General features: G+C 45.8%; 19 protein-coding genes and 1 pseudogene. 9 read left to right on the forward strand and 11 right to left on the reverse strand.

The genetic code is table 11. The features are described from left to right. Positions 1 to 381: 381 nt before the first annotated feature. On the reverse strand, positions 382 to 1887 hold the full coding sequence (gene arfA / locus MH215_RS11565) for an arabinosylfuranosidase ArfA (RefSeq protein WP_239290314.1): 1506 nt from the start codon (positions 1885 to 1887) through the stop codon (positions 382 to 384). Between the two features lie 178 nt (positions 1888 to 2065). Here arfA and MH215_RS11570 point away from each other — a divergent pair, with 178 nt between their 5' ends. After that, positions 2066 to 2974 (forward strand): ArsR/SmtB family transcription factor, encoded by a 909-nt coding sequence (locus MH215_RS11570; RefSeq protein WP_239290316.1) that lies wholly within the window; start codon positions 2066 to 2068, stop codon positions 2972 to 2974. Between the two features lie 263 nt (positions 2975 to 3237). Here the strand turns inward: MH215_RS11570 and MH215_RS11575 are convergent, their stop codons facing one another. The 5 genes from MH215_RS11575 to MH215_RS11595 all read right to left on the reverse strand — a co-directional run bounded on the left by MH215_RS11575 (position 3238) and on the right by MH215_RS11595 (position 13728). Then, complete coding sequence (locus tag MH215_RS11575; protein ID WP_239290317.1) at positions 3238 to 4032, reverse strand: C40 family peptidase; 795 nt, start codon at positions 4030 to 4032, stop codon at positions 3238 to 3240. 477 nt (positions 4033 to 4509) lie between these two features. Beyond that, positions 4510 to 7785, reverse strand: a complete 3276-nt coding sequence (locus tag MH215_RS11580) for a glycoside hydrolase family 48 protein (protein WP_239290318.1) — start codon at positions 7783 to 7785, stop codon at positions 4510 to 4512. Positions 7786 to 7858: 73 nt separating this feature from the next. Next, the gene (locus tag MH215_RS11585; RefSeq protein ID WP_239290820.1) at positions 7859 to 10852 is read right to left on the reverse strand and encodes a glycoside hydrolase family 9 protein; all 2994 of its coding nucleotides are present in this window, start codon (positions 10850 to 10852) and stop codon (positions 7859 to 7861) included. Between the two features lie 333 nt (positions 10853 to 11185). Continuing rightward, positions 11186 to 12925 (reverse strand): methyl-accepting chemotaxis protein, encoded by a 1740-nt coding sequence (locus tag MH215_RS11590; protein WP_239290319.1) that lies wholly within the window; start codon positions 12923 to 12925, stop codon positions 11186 to 11188. A 251-nt stretch (positions 12926 to 13176) separates the two neighbouring features. After that, a complete protein-coding gene (locus MH215_RS11595; RefSeq protein WP_239290320.1) occupies positions 13177 to 13728 on the reverse strand; it encodes an undecaprenyl-diphosphatase in 552 nt (183 codons plus the stop codon). A 308-nt stretch (positions 13729 to 14036) separates the two neighbouring features. On the opposite strand from MH215_RS11595, the gene MH215_RS11600 reads away from it, so the two are divergent. Together MH215_RS11600 and MH215_RS11605 are read left to right on the forward strand one after the other, a co-directional pair. After that, positions 14037 to 15041, forward strand: a complete 1005-nt coding sequence (locus MH215_RS11600) for an LCP family protein (RefSeq protein ID WP_239290321.1) — start codon at positions 14037 to 14039, stop codon at positions 15039 to 15041. Positions 15042 to 15173: 132 nt separating this feature from the next. Next, on the forward strand, positions 15174 to 16436 hold the full coding sequence (locus MH215_RS11605) for an acyltransferase (protein WP_239290322.1): 1263 nt from the start codon (positions 15174 to 15176) through the stop codon (positions 16434 to 16436). A gap of 132 nt (positions 16437 to 16568) precedes the next feature. Here MH215_RS11605 and MH215_RS11610 read toward each other — a convergent pair whose 3' ends face one another. From MH215_RS11610 to MH215_RS11620, 3 genes are all read right to left on the reverse strand, one after another. Next, entirely contained in the window at positions 16569 to 17294 is a 726-nt protein-coding gene (locus MH215_RS11610) for a hypothetical protein (RefSeq protein ID WP_239290323.1), read from the reverse strand. 153 nt (positions 17295 to 17447) lie between these two features. Next, on the reverse strand, positions 17448 to 19349 hold the full coding sequence (locus tag MH215_RS11615; RefSeq protein ID WP_239290324.1) for a sensor histidine kinase: 1902 nt from the start codon (positions 19347 to 19349) through the stop codon (positions 17448 to 17450). A 174-nt stretch (positions 19350 to 19523) separates the two neighbouring features. Then, the gene (locus MH215_RS11620) at positions 19524 to 19805 is read right to left on the reverse strand and encodes a hypothetical protein (protein WP_145051207.1); all 282 of its coding nucleotides are present in this window, start codon (positions 19803 to 19805) and stop codon (positions 19524 to 19526) included. 146 nt (positions 19806 to 19951) lie between these two features. Between MH215_RS11620 and MH215_RS11625 the strand changes: the two genes are divergently transcribed. From MH215_RS11625 to MH215_RS11635, 3 genes are all read left to right on the forward strand, one after another. Next, positions 19952 to 20113, forward strand: a complete 162-nt coding sequence (locus MH215_RS11625; RefSeq protein ID WP_186323339.1) for a hypothetical protein — start codon at positions 19952 to 19954, stop codon at positions 20111 to 20113. A 160-nt stretch (positions 20114 to 20273) separates the two neighbouring features. Next, a complete protein-coding gene (locus MH215_RS11630; RefSeq protein ID WP_056694001.1) occupies positions 20274 to 20648 on the forward strand; it encodes a hypothetical protein in 375 nt (124 codons plus the stop codon). 55 nt (positions 20649 to 20703) lie between these two features. Next, complete coding sequence (locus tag MH215_RS11635) at positions 20704 to 20892, forward strand: hypothetical protein (RefSeq protein ID WP_145051213.1); 189 nt, start codon at positions 20704 to 20706, stop codon at positions 20890 to 20892. A gap of 182 nt (positions 20893 to 21074) precedes the next feature. Here MH215_RS11635 and MH215_RS11640 read toward each other — a convergent pair. After that, positions 21075 to 22293 (reverse strand): annotated as a pseudogene (locus MH215_RS11640) (MFS transporter). 260 nt (positions 22294 to 22553) lie between these two features. Here MH215_RS11640 and MH215_RS11645 point away from each other — a divergent pair. The 3 genes from MH215_RS11645 to MH215_RS11655 all read left to right on the forward strand — a co-directional run bounded on the left by MH215_RS11645 (position 22554) and on the right by MH215_RS11655 (position 24977). Continuing rightward, entirely contained in the window at positions 22554 to 23195 is a 642-nt protein-coding gene (locus MH215_RS11645; protein WP_239290325.1) for a peptidylprolyl isomerase, read from the forward strand. Between the two features lie 521 nt (positions 23196 to 23716). Then, entirely contained in the window at positions 23717 to 23974 is a 258-nt protein-coding gene (locus tag MH215_RS11650; protein ID WP_239290821.1) for a YqkE family protein, read from the forward strand. Between the two features lie 208 nt (positions 23975 to 24182). Further along, positions 24183 to 24977 carry an SDR family oxidoreductase gene (locus MH215_RS11655; RefSeq protein ID WP_239290326.1) on the forward strand — a complete coding sequence of 265 codons (795 nt, stop codon included), beginning with the start codon at positions 24183 to 24185 and terminating at the stop codon, positions 24975 to 24977. 273 nt (positions 24978 to 25250) lie between these two features. On the opposite strand, the gene MH215_RS11660 is transcribed toward MH215_RS11655, so the two are convergent. Then, positions 25251 to 26012, reverse strand: coding sequence for a YwaF family protein (locus MH215_RS11660; RefSeq protein ID WP_239290328.1), 762 nt, complete (start codon positions 26010 to 26012; stop codon positions 25251 to 25253). Between the last annotated feature and the right edge of the window lie 98 nt (positions 26013 to 26110).

Here is a 26110-nt window from a genome sequence, read left to right on the forward strand (position 1 = left end):
CGGATTATCCCACCTTATCTTCTCAACATTCGATAGCCTGACCTGACCAATTGTTGTATATAAACATGAAAAAAGCTGGATGCGATGAAAACTCGCATCCAGCTCTTTGAGATTCAAGGAAGACGTTAACTCGCTGACGTCCCTCTTTACTTCCCTCTCGGTCGGGCATTTAACTTAATTTACCACAAGTATAATCGTGCCCAGTCCCGCTTATGTCTGTGTTCTTACTGATTCCTCATCGATTTTGCCTTTGACCTTACTGATTTTCAATCGGTTTAATCTGTGTTCTTCACTGAAGTTTCAGTCTGTTCTCTCACTGAAATCTCAATTGATATATCTCTAGCCTTACTGGAGAACTCTACATCAATTTAGCTTGCGCTCTCACTGAACCTTCAGTCGGATAACGTTCCAAGACGCTTTGGCAAGGCTTGCTGTAATCAACGTATCCGACACCTCTGCTCCCCCGCGGTTATGCGGAACAACACGGTTCGGCTGTGCTAGGGTATTGGTCGCTTTGAGATCATCATTCTCCAGCACGATATGCTCAATCAAGCTGCACTTCCCGAAGCTGCGCAAGTCCACTTCAAGCGGCAAAGTTTCTTCCAGATGACGGTTCACTGCAAACACAGTCACTTCTCCGCGTTCTTCGTTATGCACCGCAATCCCTTCCAGATAAGGAACATCCGTAATTTGTTTAGTGTCATATTTCGGAGATTGAATCAATGGCACCAATGCTGTTCCACGTCCGTACACGGAAGCGTGCATGAACGGATAGAAGATCGTCTGTCTCCATGAACCACCGCCTGTATCTGTCATAATTGGCGCGATAACGTTAACGAGCTGTGCGAGACATGCCATTTTGACCCGATCCGCGTGTTTGAGCATGCTGATCAGCATACAACCTACGAGAAGAGCATCCTCATGGTTATAAATATCCTCCAGTTGTGGCGGAGCAATCTGCCATGGATCCATTTTCGAATCATTTTCATGGGAGTGATACCATACGTTCCATTCGTCAAAGGAGAGATACATCGTCTTCTTACTGCGTTTCTTCGCTTTGATATAATCACAAGTTGCCTTCACCGTGTCGATGAAACGATCCATTTCAAGCGAGCGGGCAAGGAATGTCGGCGTATCATTCTCCTGATTGCCATAATATTGGTGAAGGGAAAGGTACTCGACGTGATCATACGTATGATCCAGCACCGTCGCTTCCCAATCCGGGAATGATGGCATGTTTAAGTTTGAACTTCCACAAGCAACCAATTCAATCGTTGGATCCGTCCACTTCATCACTTTTGCCGCCTCTACAGCAGCACGTCCGTACTCCTCAGCCGTTTTGTGACCAATCTGCCAAGGGCCGTCCATCTCGTTACCTAGACACCATGTTTTGATCGCATGCGGCTCTTTGTATCCATGCTTGATCCGCAGATCACTATAATACGAACCTTCTGGATGGTTGCTATACTCTACGATATTACGCGCAGCATCTGCTCCTCTTGTTCCCAGATTGACCGCCATCATCACTTCGGAATTCGCTTGCTTCGTCCAGTCTACGAATTCGTTGAAGCCAAATTCATTCGTCTCGATCGTTCTCCATGCGAGTTCCAATCTACGCTTGCGCTCAGACACGGGTCCAACGGAATCTTCCCAATTGTAACCGGATACAAAATTTCCTCCTGGATAACGTACAATCGGTACCTGCAGCTCCTTCACCATCTCCAGCACATCCGTACGGAAACCTTGCTCATTCGCTGAAGGATGTCCCGGCTCGTAAATCCCACCATATACAGCGCGTCCCAGGTGTTCAATAAAAGATCCGTACAAGCGCTTATCAACTTCACCAATTTTAAAATCTTTGTCTACCGTCATTTTCGCTTTTTCCATCGAGGTAACACTCCTTAGGATTAATATTATAATTAATTCAAAATGTATGGATAAACGTTTATATTTATATTAAAATCGATTATAACAATAATTTCAACCCGATTTTCGAAAAATGTTACTCTTTAATTTGGATTTATGTTTAACTTAATTCTATAATTTATGGCTTGGAGGAACACAAGTGATCAAAGCAAATACCGATGCAGAATGGCTGCCCCTCTATGAGGCGCTTGCCAGTGAAGTTCGTCTGCAAATTATCCGTCTCGTTGCAGACACTCCCATGAACGTCAAAGATATCGCTGCTTCGCTTGGTCTAAGCAGTGCCATTGTAACTATGCATGTTCGAAAACTTCAGGACGTGGGCATTATTCAATCGAAGATGATCCGCAAAGACGGCGGTACCCACAAAATGAACAGTTTAGCGGTGGATTGGATCGGAATCTCGATGCCTCAGGACACTGGATCATCCAACAAAGTTCATGAGGTTGCGATTCCGGTGGGGCACTACACTCATTTTGACGTATATCCAACCTGTGGTTTAGCTACCTCTACTCATGTGATCGGTCAGTATGATGACCCACGTTACTTTTTAGACCCGGAGCGGATGCATGCTTTAATTCTCTGGATGGGGCGAGGATTTGTGGAATATAAAATTCCAAACTACATTCTATCCGGGCAACAGATTAATGCGATTGAGCTGTCTCTGGAGATCGGTTCAGAAGCACCGTCCGTCAATCCAAACTGGCCCTCTGATATTACGTTTACACTGAATGGGATCAGGCTCGGAGAATGGACAAGTCCCGGCGATTCCGGCAACGGACGCGGTGTGTTCACACCAGAATGGTGGAGCGAGAGTGTCAATCAATACGGCATGTTAAAAGTGCTGCGTATTACCGATGAGGGGACATTTATCGATGGACAGCGTTTATCTGATGTGAGACTATCGGACATTCCGGTGGAGCGCAATCAGTGGACATTGCGTTTATCGGTTGAGGAAGATGCGCAGCATGTCGGGGGTATGACCTTATATGGCGAAGGGTTCGGAAACTATAACCAGGACATCCTGTTCCGTCTCTACTATCAGGACTGAATTAGGATAGCAATTACAACAAATAACCTGCCGTCTACCCTTTGTGGCGTAGATGGCAGGTTATTTGTTAGTCTTACTTGTAGAAGTTGTTCAACAAGTTCGCTTATGATTACAATGGATGCCCCAGGCACCTCAGCATCGAAGCTGGAATTCAACCAAAATTAGTGGATGCTCATGAAGGTTGACCTACACTTAATCCCAAAGTTCATTTGGGTTTCCGCAAACATGCCTAGTTAACATCTAACTGAGAGAAAGAGGCTTTCCTACAGCGCACTTCCACCGAACAAGAAGCGATATTCCCAATGCTTACCTGCGATATCACTGATCGTTACACCGCCACCGGCGTTGGAATACGTATGCAATACTTTACCGTCACCCAGATAAATACCGGTATGCGTAATTCTTGCTGTGGACTTGTTCACGCCAGCATACGAGGACGACTTAGTCCCTTTATAAGACATGAAATACATCAGATCGCCGCGTTTTAGATTTTTCCAATTGGTCTGAACAGCGCCCTTGCCTTTAACATAATCGCCTTGCTGGCGAGAGTCGGCTGGCAGCTTGATTCCAAGTGCATCAATAAAAGCCTGGCGGATGAAGCTGGAGCAATCAAAGGTAGCCGTACTATTACGGCTTGCTCCGAACTCATACGGAGTACCCCAATACTTCATACCCGCAGCGATTACCTTCTCGACTGCCGCTTGGTTGGTATTCGATGAGCCGCTGCCAGAAGTCGACGTGTTCGCACTTCCGCTCACAGCTTTTGTATATTTGGATGAAGAGGATATGTATCCTGTACGTTTGTTAGCATCCTGTACTTTGTACCAGCTTGATCCAGACTGCCCAAGTACGGTGATTTGCTCACCTTTCGGTACCATGCGAACAACTTTTGCACTTGAAGATGCTGAAGTACGCATGTTAACGCCCCAGATAACTTCTACTTTCGAATTTTGAACCGCAGCCGCTGATACCGGCGCTGTAAGTGCTCCTGTCGTCAGACTTCCCATCAGCATCGTTGCTGTTAGTGTTGCAGTGATCATTTTGCTTTTCCAGTTCATGATGTCGTGTTCCCCCTGATGTTACAGAATTTTAACCTGGCTTGGTTCTCCCGGGCTTGCCCCATTGTAAACGGGCTTTCCATAACGATCATCAGACCAAAGTCCTGTATTCAAATCATGCGATTTGAGCAATAAGAATCAGGGATACACATGTTATAAACGCGGAAAACGGCTTTAATACGTAGCTGTCGACAAAGGTTAAATTATTGTAACCATTTGGTGTCACACACTTTATCTCAATAATTACGTGTATACTTTAGCCCATCCAAGTAGTAGTTCTTAAGAACCACTATAAATCAACCTCATTCCATAAGTGGAAAACATTACTACACCAATAAAAGCTATAAATACCCACAATTATACATAAATATGTTTAACTCAATAGTGATCTGGGTATCTATGAACGCAAAAACGGAAAAACCGGGGATTGCTCCCCGGCTTCGCTTGTTCATTACACTTTCATTTGGCTCGCCTCGATTAAGGCTCAATTCCCCATACCTTCACACCATCTTGATACCCAGTCACTTTGCTCCAAGCGCCAAAAGCAGTCTTCGTTGCATCAAATGAGTAATCATTGGTCTGATCAAAATTGCTCCAGTTGGTCTTGGAGAAACGACCTTGGATGACCCCGGTCTCCGCACCTGCTGCCAAGCTTCCTGCTCCGGCTTTGAATCCAATCTCCAGATACGTGTCTGCCGTTCCTGTCGCTGGGTCTACCGCGACAAAACGTGCCTCCACATTACTGCTACCAATCTGAGCATAATCACACCAGAAGCTCAGATCTGCTGCACTATCCTTCGTGAAGTAATACCGTAGCTTCACCTTGCTCAGATCTACTTCGGTTGTGCCTGTGTTCTTCACGTTAAACTGTGGCGTAATGGCATTGCCTGAGGCTGCCGAACTCCCATTACGATACTGCACCTCTATACTGCCCGTTGTAGCAGGAGGCGCTGTAGGCGTCAATGCTACAACGTTCGACAATGTCTGTCCGCTGGCATTCACAGCCGCAATCCGGTAGCTGTACGTAGTGCCGTTGACTACCGCGCTGTCCGTATACGTCAACTCGGTTACATTGGTCGCTACGTCCGTGTACGGTGCTCCATTAACAGAACGCTGTACGTTATAACTGTCCGCCCCTGTGGATGCCGTCCATGTTAACTCCGTCTGAGCATTGCCTGCCGTACCTGTAAGCGTCAGTACGTCTGGTACAACTACGCCCGCTTGCGGCGTTACAGATACCTGTGAAGATGGTGTAGATTCACCTACGGCATTGATCGCCGTGACGATGTAATAATAGGTCGTACCATTAGTCAATCCCGCGTCTGTAAAGGTTGTGCCTGTGACTCCAGTTGCAACCGAAGTGTATGGCCCACCGTCTACTTCAGCACGCTTCACTGTGTATGAAGCTGCACCTGAAGCTGTGTCCCATTTCAGTACGACTTGTTCACTAGCCCCTGTGGCTGTTACACCAGCAGGTGCTGCGGGCACTTCAACTACTGGAGTCTCTTCATCTCCAAGCAGACGATCATATTCGCCGTATGCGGTAGCCATGTCAACCTGTGACCAGAAACGGTGATAAGTAAAGGTTGGTGCACCTTTTTCCCATGTTTTCGTTGTTGGATTATATGACGTTTTGTACAAGTTATCCAAGTAAGCCCATGCAGGGTCTTGCTTGATGGCCGGACGAAGATCGGAGTACCCGATGTATACACCATTTCCGCCTTTCGCTGGATCAGAAGGGATGCCTGCTGTTCCAGGAATGCTATTTCCTTGACCAAACGTTCCAGTCCAGTTCGCAGGAATGTAGATTTCTTTGGCAAAGAAGCGGAAATAGTCCTTGCGAACTTCCTCTGTTACAATTCCCACGCCGTCATTATAGTCCCATGCTGTATCCAGTAGCTTCTCAGCGAGATCCTTAGCTTCCTGCCCATCAGCACTTAACACGCCTTCCTCTGCCTGAGTACCTGCTGCGAAGAAGGTAAGAGCTTTAATATAACTGCCCAATACACCTGTATCCTGTGCTGGATCTTTCGTGACGACATGGAAATTCGGATTCTCTGTAAAGGAGCTGAATCCATTCCATTTATCAGGTTGACCCTGCCATTCCTGACCACCTGGAATCCAGAATTCCCCTGGAGCTGGCGTTGTCGCTACTTGCACATTGGTTCCACCAAGTACGCGCTGACCGGCCGCATTCAGGTAATAACCTTGAGCATCGGTTACCGGGCGTTCATCTACAAACACATAGTCCTTCGTCCAATCAATCCATTTGGTAATGACTTTTTTGGCCATTTGGAAGTTCTCGGAGCTCAAATCGCCACTCTCGGCAAGAATATAGTACATCTCTGCTACACGTTCGAGCGACCAAGCCTGGAATCCAAACCATGTGTTGGAATCTGGGTCACGATATACTGGTGCTTCCTGATATGCCATATCGTAAAAAGTACTTACTCCTGCCGGATAAGCTTTGTAGGAGCCATCCAGACTGTTAGTTGCCCCTCCTCCAATAGCACCTTCATGCGATTGCAGCCACGTGTAGAACTCCAATTGACGCTTCAAGGATGCATTCCAGTCGTCCTTCGCTGTCGTCGATTTTGGAATCAAACCACCAGCTGGATCGGACAGCGCATAGGCCGCAACCGGATTTTGATAAGCCTGGTGCGTATGACTCGCTCCAATGCGCCATGCCCATTCTCCACCTTGCCCTAAGCCACCGCCCCATGAGGTGTACCATGCCATCAGGTACATGTTAGAATCCTTACCTGTACCCGGAGTCGGTGTCCCGTTCTTCGCACTACCGATCTTCTGGAAGTACTTATCATGCATACCATACCGCAGATAGTCCCCCATCTTCTTCGCTTTATCCAGATACTTCGTATTGGTATAACCCATTTCCTTGGCCCAGTACAGCACTTGTACCGCACGCGCATCAGCATCTGTTGCGTTGGTATAACGCCATTGAGCTGCAGGTGCCTGATTCTCTTTCGTGAACAGACTCATGAAGCCTTCATTTGCTTTGCCGAACGTTTTATTGTCTTGCGATGGATGGGGGATTGCTTCCCATACAGACTCTTGTTCACCACGCTGGAACGTATTCACATAAGCAACCGTGTGTGATGGATTCAGCAAATTCCCGTATCCGTACCAATTATCTACATCAAGCAGCCAGTGCATCAGATAGGTCTGGTTATTGCCATACGAAGCCTTAAGTTCGGCATCGAGTGGATCTTTGCCTGCCGCATATTGTCCATTAATCGCTGAAGGATACTGATCCGGGAACGGTTTTTCCGCAGCGTACGTCGCTGGGCTATTCGGATTATAATAACTCATCGTAGGCTGCTCTTCCTTGCCATCACCTTCATTGACTGGAATAATGTACTTCTCCATGTTGTCCCAAGCTGCTTCGAGTTTCGACCAATCACCTGTGTAGTGACCATACATGGTCTCTAGCCATAACCAGTAGCTGTATGCCTCTGAAGTTGTCATATGTCCGTAGTCAGGTGCTTCGCTCAACAACGTTTCAATCGAATGATAGGGAATCCCCTCTGGTGAAAAATATCCATTATCTGGGTCTTTTAATTGATCATACAATTGTAGAAACCGCTGTTCATTTATACTCTCTGCTTGAAGCTCAATAGCAGAATCCGCAGCATGTGCCTGACCTGGCCCCGCCCATAATCCGGTATATCCGGTCAACATCATTGTACCTGCCAGCATGGCCGTCAAACTTTTCTTCGCGGCTGATTTCAACATGTACTTACCTCCCTAAATGAGTAGAATTATGAAGATCCACTACGTTTGGAATATTCGGCGCCTCCACGGGTCATTATGGTTCAATCCCCCACACTTGTGTGCTGCCCTGATACCCAGTCACTTGACTCCAGGTGGTAAAAGCCGTCTTCGTTGCATCATAAGAGTAGTCATTACTCTGATCAAAATTGCTCCAGTTTGTCTTGGAGAAGCGTGCCTGAATGACCCCTGTCTCCGCCCCAGGAGCTAAACTGCCTGCACCGGATTTAAAACTAATCTCCAGATAGGTATCTGCCGTACCCTTCGCCGGATTCACGTTTATGAATCGACCTTCAATATTGGCAGCACCGACCTGTGCATAGTCACACCAGAAGCTCAGATCGGCTGAACCATCCTTCGTAAAATAGTAACGCAGCTTCACTGTACTCAGATCAACCGCTTGAGTTCCTGTATTCTTTACATTGAATTGTGGCGTCACTGCATTACTGGACACGCCAGATGCTGTCGTCCGATACTGAACTTCTAATGTGCCCGTCGTTGCTGGCGGCGCACTTGGTGTCAGTGTCACAACATTGGACAACGTCTGCCCTGCTGCGTTAACAGCCACAATGCGGTAGCTGTATGCCGTCCCATTCAATACCGTTGCATCGGTATAGGTAAGTGTAGTTAAACCTGTTGCTACATCCGTGTAGGCTCCTCCTGCAAGCGCACGCTGTACCTTGTAACTTGCAGCTCCCGTGGATGATGTCCAAGATAAGATCGTTTGAGCGTTACCCGCCGTTCCAGTTAACGTCAACGTACCAGGTACGACTGTAGCAGCCTGAGGTGTTACCGAAACTTGAACAGAATTCCCTGACTCTCCTGCAGAGTTCACCGCAGTAACGACATAATAATAGGTTGTTCCGTTCGTTAAGTCGGTATCTGTATATGTTAGCCCGTTGATTCCAGTGGCTACAGAAATATATGGTCCACCCGTCACCGGAGCGCGTTTCACCGAGTAGGATGTGGCGCCTGGCACAGCCGTCCAGTTGAGCGCTACTTGGGCGCTTCCTGCTGCGGCCTGCACGTTAGCGGGTGCGCTTGGAGCCGTTACAGGAGCGATCCCTGGCTCCTGACCATATACGCGTACCCCAGCATCATAGACTGGTAGATAGGTACTTTTCGCCACATTACCAGTACCTAGATTCTGATATGAGTGGTCGTTATTCGGATTCCACGCCCCTTGAGGGCCGGTAATGCGGAACTGTATTTCTTTGCGATAGTGCCCCTCTCCACCAGGATAGATTTTGGTTCCACTGAAGTCGGCGGTAATGGCATAAATATGTTGGCTTGCATCTACGACTACAGGTTGCGAGATTGTTGCGCCTTCCGCATAAGATGCCGTGACATTCACATCCGAGACTGTACGTCCTGCCGCATAGACCTCACTTAGATCAAGGAAGTATTTAAATGAGAGTTGATCCCCCATCCGTGCAGGCCAGGCTGAGCGATTGTTCAGCATTGCCCTGATCTCCGTGAAGTTTGAACCGGAAGCCTTAATGGCTGCCTCAACGAAAATTTCATCTCCTTTTACTTCAGGGGCAGGAAAGTTAGCAAGAGGCTGATGCCCTTGACCAAACAATAGATTCATCTTCGCGAGCGCTCCTGTGAATCCCGCATTATAGTCGGTTGCAACCTCGTTGCTAACATAGTCCCCAATATCATCCGTGTATTGATCCGATGCATCCGGGCCTCCCACCATGGCGCCATACAAAATATGACGGTGGCTCGCTGGGGTACTTTCGCTATTGACCCATGAACCATGAGCTGTACGATGATGTGGGTGCTGCGGAGCATTCTGCCCATAACCAACCACGTAACTGCTCTGGCGTGGGTTATCCCCCAGGATGTAGTCCATTTGCGAAACGGCAAAGTCCTGATATCTTGCTTTTTTCACAGGATCACTGACCCAGTCCGAATATACAAAAGCAATAAAGGATGCGTTCGCTGCATAGCGGAGTGAACCCCATTGATCCAACCAAGCCAGACCTCCTGGCGTATATCTCACTCTGTTCCCATTCGTACCGACCGACCAATAATCCAGATTGCGCTCCGTAGACTGAATAAATCTTGTTGCCTCCGGCATGTTCAGACTGGAAGTGATACGAGCCAGCAGAATTTGTGCACCATAGTTTTTGTTATCCCATCCCTGCGTCCAAGTGTAAGGCCAATTGGTAGAGCCACCGGACGCCCATTGGTCAGTAGCAGCAATTGCCTTGGACAAGTAAGCGCTATCATTTGTAGCTAAATAAAGCCACGCTCCACCCCAAGCCAACTCATCGTAATACCCTGACCATGAATTATAAAAGGACTGCGCATCCGTAATACAATCCGAGTATTTGCCTCGATACGTATCTGCGAAGCTATATAGCTCCTTCGCATGTCGTAGCAGCTTCGCCGAATACTCCGGTTCATCGTCTGCAAATACAATGGAAGCTGCTGCGAGCGCTGCTGCCGTCTCTCCCGCAAGATCACTACCTGGGCAAGAAGCATCAATCTTGAATGACGGACGGTTCATCTGCATGACTTCCGCAGGCCCCCACCAAGCATGATCCGTATTTCCCGCTCCAACTTGTCCCCATAATTCGTTTGGTTTCGTATGCGCTTTCATAAAATAGTCAGTTGCCCACTTGATATTGTCCTTGATCTCTTCCAGCTGTCCTGCATTCTCATAACCATCACGATATTCCACTACAGACCATGCCAGCATTGTCGCCGAATAAGCCATCGGCAAGCCAAATTTCACATGATCGCCAGCGTCGTACCATCCACCTGTCAGATCAACGCCAACATCAGCTCCGTCACGTAGTCCTGAATCTCCCCGCCATTCCACTCGGTTATTCGCCGGCAGTTTACCTGATCGTTGAGTTTCATAGAAATAGATCGCTTTCTGCAGAGCTTCTGCATAATTGTGAGTGCCAGCGGCCGCATCCGCCTTGCCTATCAATCCTGTACCCACCGGTAAACTCCCTGCCAGTAGTCCTGCCGACAACGCAATGATTGCGATTCGTCTCCACCAGCTTCGTTTCATGTCCAATCATTCATCTCCTCTTCATCAATTCTGTTACATTCTGCCTTGTGTAAAAAAGCTCCCAACCCGCTCCTCTCTATGGTGTGACTCCCTGTTAATTCCACCATTAATTTCCATTATAGTCTTTTGTCTAACTTGCAATATAAGCATTGGTGACTTCTGAAATAACATTGTTGTGACATATTCATCTTTGATATGTACCAATACCAAAGAAGCCGTCACCTAACGGAATATGACCCGCCAGATAACGACTTCTATACATACTAGCATTCCAGTAATCCCGCTACATCATCGCACTGCTCCTTCCAATAAGCAGCGAAATGTTGGCGTAGACTATACCTTGAATTTATTGATCTGTTCTTGCAGTTCCTCCGCCATTTGGGACAATGAGCTCGCTGATGATGCAATCTCTTCCATGGAAGCTAATTGCTCCTCAGTTGCAGCGGATACGTTATGCGCTCCACCTGCAGCTTCCTCAGCAATGTTGGAGATCTGATCCACATATCCTACAACTTCATTCGTACTCGCTGACATCTCTTCCGAGCCTGCGGATACTTCTTGAATTTCACCGGCTACCTTGTTCACGGCATCTGAAATCTGTTCGAAGGCTTGGCCTGCTGCGGTTACCATCTCAATTCCCGCTTCGGTTTCGCTGCTGTTCACTTTCACAGCTTCTACCGCATGCCCTGTATCATTTTGAATCAATTGCACTAGGTCCGTGATTCGTTGTGCAGAGATCGAGGATTCCTCTGCCAGCTTACGCACTTCACCAGCAACGACAGCGAAACCTTTACCATGCTCCCCTGCACGAGCTGCTTCAATCGCAGCATTCAATGCAAGCAGATTCGTTTGACGAGCAATATTGTTGATAACCTCTGTGATATTACCAATCTCTGTAGAACGCTCTCCCAATCCCGTAACTAATGACGATAAGGAAGCAATCGAATTACGTACAGATCCCATTTGTTCTACAGCCTGTTTAATGATCATATTTCCTTCGGAAGACTGATTAGCTGCATCTACCGCTGATACCGATACACTTTGAGCAAGCTCTGCAATTTGTTCTGAGCCTAGAGCCATCTCACTCATCGCTTGGGATGAACGCTTAACGATATTAACTTGATCGGATGTACCTACCGCCAGCTCTTCTACGGTTTCCGAGATTTGTTTGGATGCACTTGTATTTTGCTCCGCACTAGCTAGCAATTCTTCCGATGAAGCTGCAACTTGTTGCGAGGTCATAGATACAGATTGAATCATATTACGCAAGTTACCTGTCATAACGTTGAAGGATTCTGCGAGGGTTCCCAGCTCATCCTTGTTCTTAAGGAGAATTGTCTCTCCTGTCAGGTCTCCATTTGCAATAAGCATCGCTGCCGCATTCATTTTTTGAATCGGTCTGGAGATGATAATGGAGATAAAGACTGCAATAATCAATGCGAGTACGATCGCTGTGATACTCAGTGCAATAATAATGACAAAGGCTCTTTCGGCTGATTCAACCGATGAATTCGTAGCAGCGTCTGATCCATTGTTGCCAAGTTCAATTAATTTAGCAATCGTGTCATTCGCTGTATACCATAGAGGATAGGCTTCACTATGAAGTCTACTTGCCTCACCATAATTGTTACTTTTGCCGAATTCAATAAATACAGGCATCTTTTCCACATACGCATCGTAGTTTGGACTAAAACTCTCATTATATAGCTTCATGGCTTCTTCATTGTTAGCAATCAGTCCAATGAGCTGTTTACGCTCATCCTCAATCTTGTTTAAGAGAAACTGCAAAGATTCATTGAGCTTGGTAATCTCCTCTTGACTCGTTTCCACGATAACTGCCAAAGCAAGACGCTCCACATCGGATACATCCCCGTTCATCATCCCTAGGAGACTTACACTAGGCATCCATGTTTGGTCAATGGCGTTTGCCTTATTTGACATATCTTTGATCTGCGTTGCCGAATAAATGCTTACAAAAGCAAGCAATGCCACGACGATTGCAAAACCAAGTAATAATTTCATGCGAATCGTTAACCTTAATTTCCCCGCCACGTTTCCCCACGTGTTCTTCATAGTCCCACTCCTTAGCATTGTACATATCAATACTATATCGACAAACTCCGTCGTAAATTGTAGATATATCCCATCCATCTTTCATAAATTTCATTTAACAATGAAAAATTACAATCAATTTAGTAAACGCTCAGAATATGTTTGGAAATTCACAACTCAAAAAGCCTCATTATCCTGGCAACGCCAAAAAAAATGAGACTCTTTTATTTTTGCTTTTACTATAATTGAAGCAAATTCCTCAATCTGATACATCAGCGAAAAATGCGTCGATGAATCTGAATGAAAAAGTCAGGAACGGACTTCGTGTATTGACGTGTAACAATCAGAGTAACACTGACCAGACTACCCAGAATGAGCCCACCTACAATATCTCCCGGGTAATGAACCCCAACATAAACGCGTGATACACCTGTCAGTACAGCCAGTAATAACATCCAAGATCCGAAGCGCCGTCCAATGAAAAACGATGCCGCAGCAAGCGCAAAGACAAAGGAAGCATGCTTACTTGGAAAAGACGGATCAGGCACATGTGGAACGAGCTGATTCACAACCCCTTCCATAAACGGCCTAGGATGGCCTACGGCAGGAGAAATGCCCCATTTTGCTAACACAAGTGCCACTATAGAAGACACACACGCATAGAACACGACTCGCTGTTTGTGAGCATCACCAACAAACCATACCAGGACAAGCAGAGCAATCATGATCCATACGGCATATTCAGCCGAGGTAATCATAAACCAGTCAAGCAGCGGAATTCGATCCGCGAACTGATTAATCCAGTTAAAGATCAATTGATTCATAGTCGAAGCTTAATACCCCCATTACACAAACCTAGATTATTTTTTACATATTAAATATACACTAACTATTTGTCAAACAAACCACGAATCAACCGAACTTTCGAAATCAAACAGGACATTTGCCTTACTTTTTGTTAAAATGATTTGGGTTACATATACGAGAGCAGTTTGCTTCAATCCCAAGAGTGACTTCCGAATCAGCAGGACGTAGATCATTAATGATCCTAGTAATCTATATCTTGCATTGCGAAGCCATTCGCTTTAAAGGTTGCAAAATGCTGATACAATGTCTAAGAAAGGTGAAGATTATGCACAAAAAATGGTTATGGGGGACAGCCCTGACCTTGGCGCTCATTGTTACAGGCGTCATTGTATACTACGGATATTCAATCGTTCATTTTGCCAATAGTATCTCGACAGCAGCCGGCTCTTCATCCGAACCCTCATCCGAGACAGAAACGAATGAAACACCAGCTACCACAATTCCCAAATGGGACGGCAAAGAACGCGTTAACATCTTGTTGCTTGGAGGAGACTCCAGGGGAGATGACGCCGGGCGTTCCGACTCCGTTATGATCGCTTCGATCGATCCTGTCACGAAGAAGGCTCATCTCTTCTCTGTTCTGCGGGACACGTACGTCAGCATTCCTGGCCACGGCAAAAGCAGACTGAACGCTGCCTTCTCGTATGGGGGTGCCGAGCTAACGAAGGAAACGGTCAGCAACTTGCTTGGTATTCCGATTCAGCATTACGTTTACACGGATTTCATTGGCTTTATGGCTCTTGTGGACGCAGTCGGCGGTCTGGATATCGACGTCGAGAAAGACATGTACTACACCAGTAAGGCAGACAAGCATATGTATGATATCGATTTGAAAAAAGGGCTACAGCATATGGATGGCAAAACAGCCCTCCAATATGTCCGTTTCAGACATGACGCAACCTCCGATTTTACTCGAACGGAGCGTCAGCGGATCTTCATGACGGAGCTTGCCAAGAAGATGCAGAGCACCACATCGCTCTTCAAGTTACCAGATATTCTGGAGGCGGTCGCTCCTTATATCGAGACAGATCTCAGTCCAACTCAGATGCTCAAGCTGGCAGCACTCGGCTTCGACATTAATGCGAATGAGATTGACAAGCAACAGATTCCACCAAATAAGTTACTGACGAATGAGCTTGTAGGCTCCGCTCAGGTTCTTGGTGTGAACGAAGCTAGGCTCCAAGCTTATATTCAAGATTTATTCGCACAAGATGCAGAAACTACAGAGGATGACGCAGCGAATCCAGAACAAAACAAAGATCTAAATTAGCATACACATACACATTCCGTTAAGGTGGCGATTCGCCACCTTTTTTTATCCAATTCTCGCCATTTAATGCCCTCTTAATGTTAGAAAGGTACCCTTAGAGGTGAATGTTTATTTGCAAGGAGGCGGTGACATGTGAGCAAACCGCGTATTGAAGAATGGACACAGCTACGAGGCATGGCGTTTCTCGCCATCGTTATGCAACACAATATAGCGGAATATATCTATCGCGCAGATATTGCACAGCCGGATTCCATTATGTTAACGATGATTTACCACCTGACTCGTTTCGGTACACCTACATTTGTGTTTCTAGCCGGCGTGCTGTTATTTTATCATCATAGTCATAAGAAGCCCGACTACCCACGTTTTATCCGTAAACGGGTTGGGGATATTTATGTGCCTTTTGTGCTATGGACTCTAATCTATTGGGTGGCGGTACGCATTTTCACGCCTGAGTTCTGGCAATCAGGTACGTTTGATGTTCGAAGCTTCATCCGTGAGTTGTTCCTTCCTCAGACAGGGTATCACCTCTGGTTTGTCCTTATGGTATTCCAGTTCTACGTATTGTTCCCATTATTCCTTCGAGCGGCGCAGTTCGTACAGAGGAAACTAGGGAAGATGACCAGATTGACAAGACCACAGTCGGTTATCACACTTGTTCTCATTGCGGCGGCATTATACACAATGCTGATGAAGTGGTCTTATTATGACATGTCAGGCTGGACAGCAGCTCTCTCTCCACCTTGGTCAACGTTGCTGGAGTACCGCTCCTACTCCTGGGTGATGTATTGGTTCTATTTCTTACTTGGAGCTGTATGTGCTTGGGGCATAGAACATTGGAGGCATTGGATGGTTCGGGCGTTACCTTGGTTGGTATGCCTCTTCATCGGTATGTATATCTGGCTAGGTTATGATGTGCTTAAGGGCTCTGGAGATATTGTGAATCTGAATATTTCCACCTATCTGAAGCCAACAACATTCATCATTATCATGGCGCAGATGCTAATGTTATATGGATTCCTTGTCTTACTTCGCAGCAAAAATAATCACTTCCAGCAGCTATTCACATGGATTGGCCGTTATTCGTTCGGCGGATACTTGGTACACGCCTTAATTATCTATTGTATTGCTTATGTGACTAGACCGTTGCTATTAACAGGCTGGCACTTACCTGTTACACTACTTTCCTTCTTGGTAACGGTATCGATCTCACTTGCGATAAGCTGGGGACTATCGAAGTTGCCTGGCTCCCGGTTTACCGTTGGGCTGCAAAGGAGGAAACGTCCGAATTCACCGGTACGCAGCACGGATGAATCACTACCGAGGCAAAAAGCCGGTTACAGTACATCGCTATCAACTAAGCAACATGCGTTAGCTGAACCTGATGTTCATTAATTCACCATAGATGTTGATGTTTTTCATTGACTCATTTCTAAAGAACTTTTGGTTGAAAATGTTTGCTTACAAATCGGTCAGGGCATCCATCGTATAGATATGGATGCCCTGGCCTGTTTCTTGAGCTCATTCTCATTCTGATTCAGTAGCAGCCGGATGTCCTGGAGCATGCTCATGGGGAGCCCCTCCCTTTCGATGAACCAAACGCTTCAGATCCCCCGTTAATTCCTCTTTCATCTTGTTGATCAGTTGTGCTTCACTAATGCCGTGAGCTTCGGCAATTTGAGCTAATGACTTTCCCTGTCTCAGCTGCTCTTCAAGCTGATCCGGAGTAATGCCAATAAACTTCGCAATCGTTTTCTGATTCATAGCAGGATGTTTTCTGCCATGACCTGCAAATTCCCGTCGCAACTCTCTCAGTGGCGTGTTGATAACCTTCTTCAGCTTCTCATCCATACTTGCCTTGGCAGCTGCAGCTTGTTCTTTCGTTAAACAACCATCAGCTGTTGCTTGATCTAAGCGCTTCGTAAGAGAAGGCTTTAACTTCTGCAGCAATTGTTCCTCGCTGAGACCTTTTCTTTCCTTTGCGATCTGAGACAACGTTTTGCCAAGCTCCATCTGTTCCTTCAAATCCCGAAGGCCAATCCCCAGTAGATCTGCCGTCTCGCCAATCATAAATAGCCCATGTCCTGCTTGAATGCAAGGTAGTTTATTTGGAGCGGACGTGGAGGATGAATTTTCCTTTGGCGTGTTGTTCGGTTCGGAGAACGAGTGTGCAGATACTGCATATCCATTGGAGGCTACGACGAATGTGGCAATGATCCCACTAGCCAACCATGTTTTCCATCTGAGTTTCATTTCTGTACCGCCTTTCCTATGTCGAGATTCGTTTTCTCTAGTGTGAACCTAATCCTTGCTTTTTTATTCCAAGATTTTGCATCATTCAATAAATGATTACATGATAGACTAATCAGCTACATTAAAAAGCCGCTGTATCCTTCTGCTGATTCGTCACTCGACGAACTCAGCAAAAGTTACAACGGCTTCTGTTCCTACACCTTTGGTACTTGTAAATGTGATCTCACCATGCATGGCTTCTACAATCCTGAATGTCACCATCATGCCAAGTCCTGTGCCTTTGATTTTATTCGAGAAATAGGGCTCTCCAAGACGAACTAGCGCCTCTTCGTCCATTCCTTCTCCATTATCCCGCACGTGAACCTTGACGGTACCATCTTGAGCATATGCCCAAATATCGATCTGACCGCTTCCTTGTAGAGCCTCAATGCTATTTTTAATAATATTAATAAAGGCTTGTTTGAATTTAGACGAATTACCTCTGATCCATAAATCTGGAGGAATATCTGTTGTGATCTTACCACCCTCTAGATTAGCCATTGGTACGAGAATGCCTTCAATATGATTGAATTCATCCGCAATGTTGAGAGAGATAATATGATCAAACTCCGGTTTGGCAAATGTGAGGAAGTCCGTTATGATCCCGGATGCTCGATCAAGTTCTTCCAACGCAATCCGCACATACCCTTTGTTTTTACTATCCTCCTGTTCAGTCATGAGCTGTAGAAACCCTCTCGTAACCTGTAGTGGATTCCGAACCTCGTGAGCCACCGAAGCAGCAAGTTCACTAATAATCTCCATCTTCTCAGAGCGCTGCAATTCGTTATTAAACAGCTCCAATTCCTTGGAATATTCGATGACCTTTGTATGTTTCGCTGCGAATCGATTACCGAGAATGGCAATAAGTGATACGATGAATATAACGATGGCCCACTTCCACCACAACAGATGATACATCCCATTACGTTGATAATAGAATACCAATTCTGCTATGCTCACCAACGCAAATGTCCCATAACCCGCCGCGAGCAATATTCCTTCCCGATCTCGCTGAAGCGCCTTAGTAACTGTACCAATCATTAATAAAGTTAATAAAATGACGAGAATAATGCCGTTCCCTTTTTGAACCAGCAGGACATAGAACAGATCCCATTCACCACTAGAAACAAAATATAAAATTAATGCTAAGATAGCTACCATAGAGTACATAAGTTGAAACTTGCGTAGCTTAGTGAAGATCCGATAAGGCCCACTTCCAATAACCTGTTCGAAGAAATAACATAAAGCAGGCATGCCTGTTAACATGGATAGATCAAATAGAACAGAATACAAATTCCCATGTACTTGATAGAATGTGTACAGAAATGGCGAGTACGTAATAATCATCGTGCCAATGGAAGATATGACAATGATTAATGAGATCCATAATCCTGTATAAAATTTCCCAAGAAAGAAGGTGCAGCTTAACATCGCAAGGGCTGTGAATAGGAATGTTGCTCCCAATATCACATCCAATAAGCCATTGCGCATAAATTCTCCCTGTAGGACATTGTATGGCCCTACCTCAACCGTCCCGTATATCCCCATTCGACCATCCGTATTCTCTGCCCATACATACAGCTTCTGGTTAGAGTTCTCTTTCGTCAATGGCAATAGTACTGCATTGTTATCGTAATTATAATGATAGTTCTCGTATACCTTCTGGTCTTCCAAGTAAATGACAATATGTTGACCTTTGATATTCTCGAACCGAATTGCATCATTATCCTCTTGTATCTCAGGAATGGTCAAGCGAGTCCAAAGTGATCCGGAAGGCGGATTAGTTATACTATTCTCTAATTTATCTCCCGCTTGCCGTTCCCACACTTCATCATAATGCTTCGCTTCACTTATAAATCCCCGATCGTGTGCATTCCCCCACTTGACTTCCCACGTCATGATCGGAACAGGCTTGTCGTTCTCTTGTATAGCCGCGGCACGAACCTCCAGAGGCCAGTACAGGAGTATCAATAAACCAATCCATAAGACGACGATAGCTTTGGGCACATTTTCCATTCACAGCACCTCAAAGTTCTTATTTTCTCCGCTACTTTGACCCCGTTAACTCTACCATCTATTTTCGCCAAAGTTTCACGTGTCACCTTCTAAATTTAAATGAAAAATCACATTTTAGTTTAAGTTTATATTTTTTTCCAATTAACTGTTAAGAAATCGAATGAGAACGATGATTCAGTCCCGCAGATCTTCAAACTGGTTCACAATCATCTCTTGCTCTTTACGTTCATACGAGTCGCGAAATGCCAACCACTGTTCCGTATCCTCATCCTCGTATATGGTCCAAATGTCTGAGAATAAAAAATCTCTTAGCTGTACAACCTGTCCAGCCCATATTCCGCCAACCCAAAACAAACCATCGGGACGACGAATCACCGTACGGGAGAATCCCGGTGTAGAAGCCTTTTGTCCAATGCGAATTCGTGTAATCATATGACCAAGTGTGTACCATTCCAAGGGTTATCCCTCCTAAGTGTTCATGCTCCATCATACCATAGCCAAATCATGTAATGCTGTAAAAACGGTGCTTACGATTCAATCCGCTCTTCCTGGTGTAATGGTTCCTCAAAGTAAAACCAAACATCCACGAGGAGATGATTCGAATGAATGAGCCCCACAAAACGGTTGAGGTTGAGCACAAAGATATTCAACAAAAATCAGACTCTAGCATGGTTGCAGCCACATTTATTAAATATGCAGCATATGTTCTAATTTTCTTCGGTTTTCTGTACTTTTTGGTCAAATATGTATTTCCTAAATTCTAAATTACTCATCATACTCAGAGAGCCTGAGGGGGACAATATAGGTGTGCGAGCAAGATTACAATACCTACCCTTTGGGTAACTACGAAGTAAGAAGACTTCACACATACGATCACAGATCACGTTCCACCTTAATAAATAGGACTGAAGGGAGTTGCTACTCATGTCAGATAAACCAATTAGCAATGGAGAAAGCGACCGTTACTTCGACCGTTATCAAAGGTCACGCGATATTCCACCAGAAACCGAGGTTCCTGTAGGAGACATGGATACATTTGATGAAGTTTCGGGCAGGCGGATCGAAATGGAAGAAGAACCTGAAGTGTACCCTGTAGCGGCAACAGCTGAAGGAGAGCAAGAATTGGAGTCCAGAACAGCAGAACCTTCGCTGGAATCTGTTCCAGATGCTGACCTTGTTCAGCCAGACAGCCCTGTTGACCCTGCTGCACCAGATCCGGATGCACTTCACGGCACAGACTTGTTGAACGGCTTTGGCGCGAATGCAAAACCTCAGGACGATATCCTTCCTAGGCGCTAATTGCAATCCATGATTTGCACAAACTGAGATTCTGAACTGAAGGAGGCTGAGACTCATGAAGGACGAGCACACTCGACCTAAACCAGAACCGGATAATCTGGTTACAGAACGAGATATTGATCCAGACTTCGGGCTGTTCACGGAAGACTCATTCCCAGATGCACTGGAGGATGAAGATCAGCGTGATGCAGTGGAGCATGCCATTCCTAAGGAAGAACCAGATTCGAAGGATGCTTCTAATTAATAGCTAATGTTCATAAAAATGCCGAATTGTAGTTGAAACCTCTTCTTACATGGAAGAGGTTTCTTGACGTAGCGAAGATGAATGAACGCCTTCCCTGTTGGTAACATAGACAAACAAGGCGGAACTACATCCCGTGCGCAGTCCCCCCTTGTCATCATTCATTCTTGTTTTTACAACATCCATCACGTTTTGCCCTTCGTTGGAGCTTGGCTCACACCAGGCAGCTTATGCTCCAGACCAGACCACTTAGCAACGATGGCAGTCGCTAGCAACGCGATACCATTAATAATGAAGATCCAGCGAATCGGTAGCCAGCCACCGAGAATACCGCCAATAATCGGTCCCGCCATTGTGCCAATCTGAGCAGCAGACTGATTGAGGCTGAACGCTCTGCCACGAAAGCTCGAATCCGTTACTTGTACAATCATGGCATTGATCGCTGGGAAGACCGCTGCGAAGAACAGTCCATAGACAAACCGAAGTATACCAAAACCGATATAACCTGTTGTGAAAAATTGCAACAAATTACCTACAGCCCCGCCAACCAATCCGATGATTAACACTTTGCCAAATCCGATTCGTGAACCGATCTTGCCCCAACGAGGTGCCATGATAACTGTAGCCACACCCACCGCAGAGAATATAATTCCTGAGCTTAGTGAAGCACGATCGGGTTGAATGCCCATCTCCATAACATATACCGTCAGTAAAGGCTCTAAGATCATAACGGAAAAAGTACATATGCCCATCATACCAAGCACCGTAATAAACACGCGATTCGCTCTTCTCGAATATCATCCATCACATGGGAGCGTGGTTTATTCCGATTAAAATTCTCTTCCCTCACCCAGAACGTTGCAATTAGTGCCGAGACCAATACAACAATCGCCGAAAATAAGAACGCATTACGATTACCATAGTAATGACTGACGATCCCACCAATTAAGGGTCCGATAATTCCACCGGTAGCCCCTGCCGTGGACATCACTCCAAGGGCATAGCCTGTCTTCTCTTCTGGTGTATTCGTACCTACAAGGGCAGTCTCGCTGCCGGAACAAATCCAGCTAGCAATCCTTGAAACAGACGTACCACAATGAGAGAATAGGGATCTTGCACAAGATAATTGATTAAATACAATACCGCAAGGCTGTATCCCGACCGAATCAGCATGGGCTTACGCCCGTATTTGTCAGCTAGTGATCCCCAGAACGGAGACACCAACGCACTTGCCAGAAAGGTAATGCCGAATGCAAGACCTGACCAGAACTCCAAGTGATTCTGAACACCAAGATCGTTGCTCAGAAACAGTGGGAGAAACGGAATAGATATAGAGTATGCTGTACTGCAAAAAAATACACCGATCCACAAAATCGCCAGATTACGCTTCCACGAGAAGTTCATATTCCCCGCACGTCCTTTCCATCATTGACGCCGGGACTGCCGCGTATTGGAGCGAACGGAACAGACCCGTACGTCCCTGTCTGAGGAAGCATTTTCCTTATTTTACACCCATACTTTATTGAAGACCATCCCTATAAGGTATAAACGGTGTCATAGATTGCTATAAAGGATGTAAAACAGGTATGATAGTTGATGGATTATCTTATCGTAATCAGAGGATGGATACTACGATAGCAAAAGAACCAAGGGGGAACTTGTTCATGATTAATCGTCGGAAAAAATCAATAGCTGCATCGCTGATTATGGCGTTACTGCTCATTGTTATTAGTGGTTGTGGTCGCCCTTCCAATGGTGCCACGCCAGCTCCAGTAGAGCCTGAAGGCCCTAATCCTGTCGCTACCATTGAAATGGAAGATGGGCAAAAAATCGTTATTGAGCTGTACCCGGACGTCGCTCCGAATACAGTGAATAACTTTATTTCACTCGCGAACAAAGGATTCTATGACGGCACGATCTTTCACCGCGTTATTCCAGGCTTCATGATCCAAGGTGGCGATCCAGACGGTAACGGTACAGGTGGCCCAGGTTATAGCATTAAAGGTGAATTTAATTCTAATGGGCATAAAAATACCCTGTTGCACACACGTGGAGTGATCTCTATGGCACGGAGCAATGCATTGGATTCAGCAGGATCACAATTTTTCATTATGTTGGCAGATGCAGAGCATCTGGATAATGCCTATGCTTCGTTCGGCAAAGTGACAGAAGGTATGGAAGTCGTTGACGCGATTGCAGCTCAGGAACGAGATGAGGATGACAAACCTCTTTCCAACCAAGTGATGAAAAAAGTAACGGTGGACACCCACGGGCTGGAGTACCCAGAACCAGTGAAGATGCCTTAATTCCATCGAATAGGGCGCCATCTCAGCGCCGAATATGGAATTCAGCCGAAATAAGTGGATGCCTACGAGGCTTGTTTCCTTCGAAAGTGTTACAGCCATAAACAAACAAAAGCTCTGCCCTATGCGAAAATCGCAAGGCAGAGCCTTAACTATTGGTAGCGCTTGCATAAATAGTATTATAAAAGGCACTCATCTCTTGCACTGCTTCATTCAAAGAAGCCCACCTAACAATCGCAACCAACCGATGATGGCAATCCACAGCGGGCAGCTAAAGGCAATGCCCCATGCAAGCCCTTTCAATAAACTTCGATTCATTTCCACGAACAACGACTCCTTTCTCAGGGGGATAGTCGCAGTATCGGTATTATCATATGAATTGATACCCATTTTCATTCGTCACGAGCGTATTCATTTCCTGCTTTTCTTCCGCATATTCATGGATTGGGGCTTGGTAACCTGATATACTATGACTACTGATTGATATAGGGAACCTGATTCACCGCACGAAAGGAGATTTTATGATGGCCAAATCGAAAAAACACACCCCTGCTCCCAAGGCAGCTCAGGATAAACCAACAACCCTGAAGGACCTGCTCAGCAGTGATGTGCTTGAGAAGCTAAAGGCTCAGGCAGATGAAGCTAAAGCCGCAGAAGCTGAGCGGAAAGAGCAAGAACGCGTCAAGGAAGACGAAGCACGCAAGGCAGAGCAGAAGCGCCGTGATAATGATTTTGAATATTTGTTAAACAACAGCTCTCTCGACTGGAAGAAGCATAAATAAGTTACTTTTATGTCGGTACAGGCCTAGAATCGCACAGCGGTTCTGGGTCTTTTTCAATTTCGACGACTACTTATCGCATGTTCTTCTTCCCTTCAACGGTATTAGTTGCCGAGTCCTTCTTCCCTTCTGATTCACTAGCTATGGGTCGGGTATGTAGAAATAGAGAAGATACTTAATATGCATATCTATTATCAACGGAGGGATCAGGATGAGTGAACAACGTTTAGAAGGTAAAGTAGCTATTGTTACAGGAGGTGGATCAGGTATAGGTCAAGCGACTGCCATCCGATTTGCCGAGCACGGCGCTAAAGTGTATTTGCTGGATCGGACACCTGAGAATGCGGAAGAAACAAAACACTCCATTGAAAATGTCGGTGGCGAGGCACACGTTATCGAATGTGATATATCCAAGCCCGACCAGGTACAGCAGGCAATTAATCAAGTCGCAGAAGCCGCAGGCCGATTGGATATCGTCTTCGCCAATGCAGGTATTAATGGATCGATGGCTCCCATCGAAACGATGGAAATCGAAGACTGGGATCAGACCATGGAGATCAATATGCGAGGTACCTTTGCAACGATTAAATATGCAATCCCCCATATGAAGGAACATGGCGGCAGTATGATCATCACAAGTTCAATCAATGGTAATCGCGTGTTCTCTAATATCGGATTTTCTGCATACGCTTCCAGCAAAGCAGGACAAACTGCATTTACAAAGATGGCCGCACTCGAACTTGCACAATATAAAATCCGCGTAAATGCCGTCTGTCCGGGCGCAATCGATACCAATATTGACGATAATACCTATCCATCCGATGACCTCAAGGAAGTTCAGATTCCTGTCGCGTTCCCTGAAGGGCATGAGCATCCGTTGAAGGATGCGGCCGGTTCTTCTAAGCAGGTAGCCAACGTGGTGCTCTTCCTCGCTTCGGATGAGTCTTCCCATGTAACGGGTACACGCATCTATGTCGATGGTGCAGAATCCCTGCTACGCGGCTAAAAGAGGTTGTTCAAAAAGTTTGCTTTTGATTACGAAGGATGCGCGAGCAGCATCTCAGCATCGAAGATGGAATTCAGCCGAAATGTCCGTTGCTCACGTAGGTTTGCCTACGCTCCGCTACTCCATTTCTATCTTCATCCCATCTTCTCGGTACTGAAAACCACCCTTTTTGAACACGCGCTAAAAGGGTATTCTAATCGCAAACTTAATAATCCCGCTAGCACCTGTGACAGGTTGCTACGGGATTATGTTATACATATATCATGCCGCCTCTCAGATTGTCGTACCTCTACCTCTCTTCATCCGGCTTCTTACTCGCGCTGGAATGGCAAAGAATATACCATACATCAGCGAGAACATTACCAGAGCAAGAATCTCTTCCCCTATAATATAGACAGGATATGGTCCTAACAGATCAAGCACTGAAGCCGTATCAGGCTTGTGTCGAAGAAACATATAATTCGCGTCAAGGATCACATCCATTATATATACATCCAATGCCGCCACATTAACGAATATCATGGAAGCCACAACAGATCGCCAGGTTGGACGAAGGTGCTCAACCCAAGTCATGTAGAGTAAAGCAAGAATAATACAGGCATGTGCAGTAAAAAATTGAATAAAACGAAAATGCGGATAGCCATATCCCAAATTTGGTGTCACAATCGCCATAAGGGCTCCCGCAATACCAGCAAAGAGTAACGCACTATGCAGCAAGCGACTGCGAGTTAATAATACAACGCCAGACAGCAGCAACGAAAGACTACACAATTCAAGGGGTAATGAGGTTTGCAGGCTCCACACACCTCCATAGATATACCAGACCTGCAGCACAATCTCACAGCTGAACATGAATAGAGCCAGATAGATACGTATGTTCCGCCTTGTGCGATCCGACGTTGCTATGAGTTTATTTCGAAATAGATATATGAGTAAGAGTCCAGCAGCTATACATGCCATTGCCCACAGATGTGATGTGGAAAAAAAGATAAAGGGTTCAGCGTCATACGGGTCAAGCCATGAGGGAAATGCCATACGTCTCTCCTTTCACTCCCGAATGGACGAAGATCATTATGGGATATTTTTCATTTTGCCATCGTTCTATCCGATTGTCCATTATCTCTTTTCCAGTT

The sequence above is a fragment of the Paenibacillus sp. ACRSA genome (assembly GCF_022346845.1).
In the GTDB taxonomy this organism is placed as follows: domain Bacteria; phylum Bacillota; class Bacilli; order Paenibacillales; family Paenibacillaceae; genus Paenibacillus.

What these genes read in the sequence shown, in the direction of transcription:
- arfA (WP_239290314.1), bottom strand. Translation starts at nt 1,887, where the DNA reads ATGGAAAAAGCGAAAATGACGGTAGACAAAGATTTTAAAATTGGTGAA.
- MH215_RS11575 (WP_239290317.1), bottom strand. Translation starts at nt 4,032, where the DNA reads ATGAACTGGAAAAGCAAAATGATCACTGCAACACTAACAGCAACGATG.
- MH215_RS11580 (WP_239290318.1), bottom strand. Translation starts at nt 7,785, where the DNA reads ATGTTGAAATCAGCCGCGAAGAAAAGTTTGACGGCCATGCTGGCAGGT.
- MH215_RS11585 (WP_239290820.1), bottom strand. Translation starts at nt 10,852, where the DNA reads ATGAAACGAAGCTGGTGGAGACGAATCGCAATCATTGCGTTGTCGGCA.
- MH215_RS11590 (WP_239290319.1), bottom strand. Translation starts at nt 12,925, where the DNA reads ATGAAGAACACGTGGGGAAACGTGGCGGGGAAATTAAGGTTAACGATT.
- MH215_RS11595 (WP_239290320.1), bottom strand. Translation starts at nt 13,728, where the DNA reads ATGAATCAATTGATCTTTAACTGGATTAATCAGTTCGCGGATCGAATT.
- MH215_RS11600 (WP_239290321.1), top strand. Translation starts at nt 14,037, where the DNA reads ATGCACAAAAAATGGTTATGGGGGACAGCCCTGACCTTGGCGCTCATT.
- MH215_RS11610 (WP_239290323.1), bottom strand. Translation starts at nt 17,294, where the DNA reads ATGAAACTCAGATGGAAAACATGGTTGGCTAGTGGGATCATTGCCACA.
- MH215_RS11615 (WP_239290324.1), bottom strand. Translation starts at nt 19,349, where the DNA reads ATGGAAAATGTGCCCAAAGCTATCGTCGTCTTATGGATTGGTTTATTG.
- MH215_RS11625 (WP_186323339.1), top strand. Translation starts at nt 19,952, where the DNA reads ATGAATGAGCCCCACAAAACGGTTGAGGTTGAGCACAAAGATATTCAA.
- MH215_RS11630 (WP_056694001.1), top strand. Translation starts at nt 20,274, where the DNA reads ATGTCAGATAAACCAATTAGCAATGGAGAAAGCGACCGTTACTTCGAC.
- MH215_RS11635 (WP_145051213.1), top strand. Translation starts at nt 20,704, where the DNA reads ATGAAGGACGAGCACACTCGACCTAAACCAGAACCGGATAATCTGGTT.
- MH215_RS11645 (WP_239290325.1), top strand. Translation starts at nt 22,554, where the DNA reads ATGATTAATCGTCGGAAAAAATCAATAGCTGCATCGCTGATTATGGCG.
- MH215_RS11650 (WP_239290821.1), top strand. Translation starts at nt 23,717, where the DNA reads ATGGCCAAATCGAAAAAACACACCCCTGCTCCCAAGGCAGCTCAGGAT.
- MH215_RS11655 (WP_239290326.1), top strand. Translation starts at nt 24,183, where the DNA reads ATGAGTGAACAACGTTTAGAAGGTAAAGTAGCTATTGTTACAGGAGGT.
- MH215_RS11660 (WP_239290328.1), bottom strand. Translation starts at nt 26,012, where the DNA reads ATGGCATTTCCCTCATGGCTTGACCCGTATGACGCTGAACCCTTTATC.